The sequence below is a fragment of the Microcoleus sp. C2D2 genome, assembly GCF_036702495.1.
Lineage (GTDB): Bacteria > Cyanobacteriota > Cyanobacteriia > Cyanobacteriales > Microcoleaceae > Microcoleus.
Window position 1 is genome coordinate 1 of the sequence record NZ_JAUBTO010000288.1, and the last position, 4,587, is coordinate 4,587.

The 4,587-nt window shown below is 43.8% G+C and carries 1 protein-coding gene; it reads left to right on the forward strand.

Annotation, left to right across the window (positions count from 1 at the left end; genetic code table 11):
- Positions 1–4,587 (forward strand): AAA family ATPase (locus QUB61_RS37980; protein WP_333190414.1); only part of this gene is annotated, 4,587 nt, incomplete at both ends.

Here is a 4,587-nt window from a genome sequence, read left to right on the forward strand (position 1 = left end):
GGCAGCCAGTCGCGATCAAACTGCTGCGAAATGACTTTCCCTGCTTCAACGAACTGGTGCACTTCCGCAACCAGTACATCATTGCTAAAAACTTAGAGATCCCCGGCAGTGTCAAGGCATACAGCCTGGAGACTTACCAGAACCACTATGCTCTGGTGATGGAAGACTTTGGCGGAATTTCCTTAAGTAGTTACCTCGCTCTTCTAGCATCAGAGAGCAAGGAACCCCTAGAAGGCTTGCCCGTTAGCGAGTTTCTGCCCATGGCGATTCAAATTGCCAACTCCCTCGACGGACTTTATCGCCACCGAGTCATCCATAAAGACCTCAAACCCGCCAACATTCTAATTAACCCCAGCAGCAAAGAAGTCAAGCTGATTGACTTCAGCATCGCTTCCCTGCTGCCGCGCGAAACCCAAGAAATTCAAAATCCCAACGTCCTCGAAGGCACCTTACCTTACATATCTCCCGAACAAACTGGGCGAATGAACCGAGGCATTGATTACCGCACAGATTTCTACTCGCTGGGAGTCACATTCTACGAATTACTAACAGGAAAGTTACCCTTCCAAACCGATGACCCAATGGATTTGGTACACTGCCACCTCGCCAAACAGCCTATCCCAGCCTCAACAGTCAACAATAGCGTTCCATTGGTGCTGTCACAGATTGTCAGCAAACTGATGGCGAAGAATGCTGAAGACCGCTATCAAAGCGCCCTAGGACTCAAGTACGACTTAGAAACTTGTTTATCCGAGTGGCAAGAGACAGGGGCGCTGACTAACTTTAAAATAGGGCAGCGAGATTTGTGCGATCGTTTCCTCATCCCAGAAAAGTTGTACGGTAGAGAAAGCGAAGTATTCTCTCTGCTAGCGGCGTTTGACCGCGTGAGTGCAGGTAGCACTGAAATGATGCTCGTTTCTGGTTTTTCTGGTATTGGTAAAACCGCTGTCGTTAACGAAGTTCACAAACCAATTGTCCGGCAGCGCGGCTACTTTATTAAAGGCAAATTTGACCAATTTCAACGCAACCTTCCCTTCTCAGCTTTTGTCCAAGCTTTTCGCGATTTAATGGGACAATTGCTATCGGAAACCGATGCCCAAGTAGAACAATGCAAGTTAAAAATTTTGGCAGCTTTGGGCGATAGCGCTCAGGTAATCGTTGAAGTCATTCCCGAACTCGAACGTATTATCGGGCCGCAACCGCCAGTACCCGAACTTTCTGGCAGTGCCAGTCAAAATCGCTTCAATTTGTTGTTGGAAAAGTTTATTAAAGTCTTTACAACAAAAGAACATCCCTTAGTAATTTTCTTGGACGATTTGCAATGGGCAGACTCAGCATCATTGAAGTTGATGCAACTGCTGATGAGCGATATTGATAACCGCTATCTCTTATTAATTGGAGCTTATCGGGATAACGAAGTATTTGCAGCGCATCCATTGATGCTGACGTTAGCAGATATTCAAAAAACTGAAGCCAAGGTGAATACTATTACCTTAGATCCCCTCGCTCGCTCGGACGTAAATAGTTTAGTTGCCGATACTCTAGCTTGTTCTACAGCGTTGGCTCTGCCTTTGACAGAACTCGTTTATCAGAAAACCAAAGGCAATCCATTTTTCAGCACACAATTCCTCAAATCTTTGCATGAAGATGGGCTAATTGAATTTAATTTTGAAGCTCGGTATTGGCAGTGCGATATTTCTCGAGTGCGCACCTTGGCACTAACGGATGATGTAGTAGAATTCATGGCACTTCAGTTGCGAAAGTTGCCAACCAGGACACAGTCAGTTTTAAAGTTAGCTGCTTGTATTGGCAATCAGTTCGATTTGGCGACCTTAGCAATTGTTGATGAAAATTTGCCAGTAGAAACCGCATCCGCTTTATGGAAGGCGCTGCAAGAAGGGCTAATTTTACCCATTAGTGAAATTTATAAGTTTTATCAAGCAGAGGGGAATAGCGAATTAGTAATCGGGAATGGGAAGGAATTTGACCAATTATCAATTACCCACGACCAATTACCCAAATACAAGTTTTTACACGATCGGGTCCAACAAGCTGCCTATTCCCTGATTCCCGATGACCAAAAACAGGCGACTCATTACCAAATCGGACAACTGCTTCTACAACAGATTTCCGCACAAGCAAGAGAAGACCGTATTTTTGAAATCGTCAATCAATTAAATCACGGAACTGCTTTAATTACCCAACCAACTCAACGAGAAGAATTAGCCCAACTCAATTTAATTGCCTGTCGCAAAGCTAAAACTTCAACCGCCTATCAAGCAGCGCATGAATATGCGACAGTGGGATTGTCTCTCTTGGCAAAAAATACTTGGGAGCAGCAGTATGAAATGACCCTCGCCTTATATGAATTAGCTGCAGAAGTAGCAATGCTAAACGGTAACTTTGAGGCGATGGAACAGTTCATTGATATTGTCCTTCAACAGGCAGGGTCCTTACCTAAAAAAGTCAATGTTTACTGTATTAGAATTCAATCTCATATTTCCCAAAGTAAACTGACATCAGCGATCGCGATCGCCCAACCAGTCTTACAACAGCTTGGTGTCACCTTTCCTGAAACACCGACACCATCAGATATTCAACAGGAAATCCAACAGATTGAGGAACTCATTGGAGATCGGGAAATCGCTGATTTGGTTCACTTGCCTGAAATGACAGATGCAGAAAAACTCGGTACTCTTAAAATTGTCAATATCATTATCCCAGCCGCTTACCTCACTGGCTCTGCGCTGTACCCATTGCTGAATAGTTTGTCCGTTAAACTATCAATTCAGTACGGTAACACATCGACTTCTGCTTTAGGCTATGCAACCTATGGCAACATTCTCTGCAATTTCTTTCAAATAGATACAGGATCGCAGTTTGGTTCCCTGGCACTCCAGATTATTTCAAAACTCGATGCCAAAGCAAGTAAAACAGATGTTTTGATGATCTTGGGGATATTTATTGTACACCGCAAATCTCACATTAAAGAAACACTACCCCTCTTGCAAGAGGGTTACACCAGTGCCCTAGAATTTGGAAACCTAGTACTTGCTGGATATAATGGGCACACTTTTTGCCTCAATTCTTTTTGGTGCAGTCAACCCCTGGCTACCTTAGAGCAGGATATTTGCGCCTACTGCCATAGTTTGATGCAATTAAATCAATTGACAACCGCAAATTATTGCCGGATTTATTGGCAACCTGTTTTAAATCTGCTAGGTCTTGCAGAACATACCACCCTTTTGTCTGGAAAAGCCCTTGAAGAAACAGAATTTCTCCAGCAGCTAGAGTCTGCCAAAGATGGATATGGATTGTATATTTTCCATTTGTATAAACTGATGCTTTGTTTCTTGTTTGGAGAAATTGAGCCAGCGAAAAATCATGCTATTGAAGTCAGGCGCTATTTTATGGCTGGTGCGGGATTAGTCAGCGAACCAGTATTTTATCTTTATGATTCTCTGCTAATTTTGGCACAATTAAATCCACAGTTAGATGAAGCATCAGAAGCATTGCAGGGTGTAATAGAAAACCAAACCAAGTTACAGCAATGGGCAGATCATGCACCCATGAATTATCAACATAAGGTTGATTTAGTAGAGGCGGAAAAAAGTAGAGTGTTCGGAGAAAAAGCGAAAGCAATTGAGTTTTACGACCAGGCAATTTCTGGAGCCAAAGCCAACGAATATATCCAAGAAGAAGCACTTGCTAACGAACTGGCAGCAAAGTTCTACCTAGATTGGGGCAAAGAGCGCATAGCTGGGGAATACATGACTCAAGCCTACTATGCTTACGCTCGTTGGGGTGCAAAAGCCAAAGTCGCTGACTTAGAAGCTCGCTATCCTCAACTACTTACACCTATATTAGAGCAAACCCGTTCTCCTCTCTCCGCTCACGAAACTCTCTTGACATTGGGTAGTGTCACCTCCACCAGTTCGGCCACATCCAGTAGTAGTGTTTCTGTAGCTTTAGATTTAGCTACTATTCTCAAAGCTTCCCAAGCAATATCCCGTGAAATAGACCTCAAAAAACTACTGACATCGTTGCTTTCGATCGCGATCGAAAATGCAGGAGCCGATAAGTGCGTGTTAATGCTCTTGCAAGACGATCGACTGTTAATTAAAGGGTCGATTACTCTGGGGACAGAGCCAGTCGTGTTGCAACACCTTCCCATTGAAAACAGTCAGGAGCTTCCCTTAAAACTAATCTACAAAGTCAAGCATAACCAGCAGAATACTGTGCTAATTGATTTGAGTGCCGAGCCGAATTTAGCTAACGATCCATATATCATTAATCAGCAACCCAAGAGTATTTTGTGTAACCCGATTTTGCATCAAGGTAAGTTAATAGGCATTTTATATCTAGAAAATAATTTAACAACGGGGGCGTTTACGCGCGATCGCGTCGCCATCCTCAACATCCTGTGCTCGCAAGCTGCAATTTCCCTACAGAACGCCCGACTGTATCAGCAATCCCAGGAATATGCCCAAAAACTAGAGCTTTATCTCAGCGATCTCAAACAGATGCAGTTGCAATTGGTGCAGGGTGAGAAGATGTCAGCTCTCGGCAATCTCGTGGCAGGGGTAG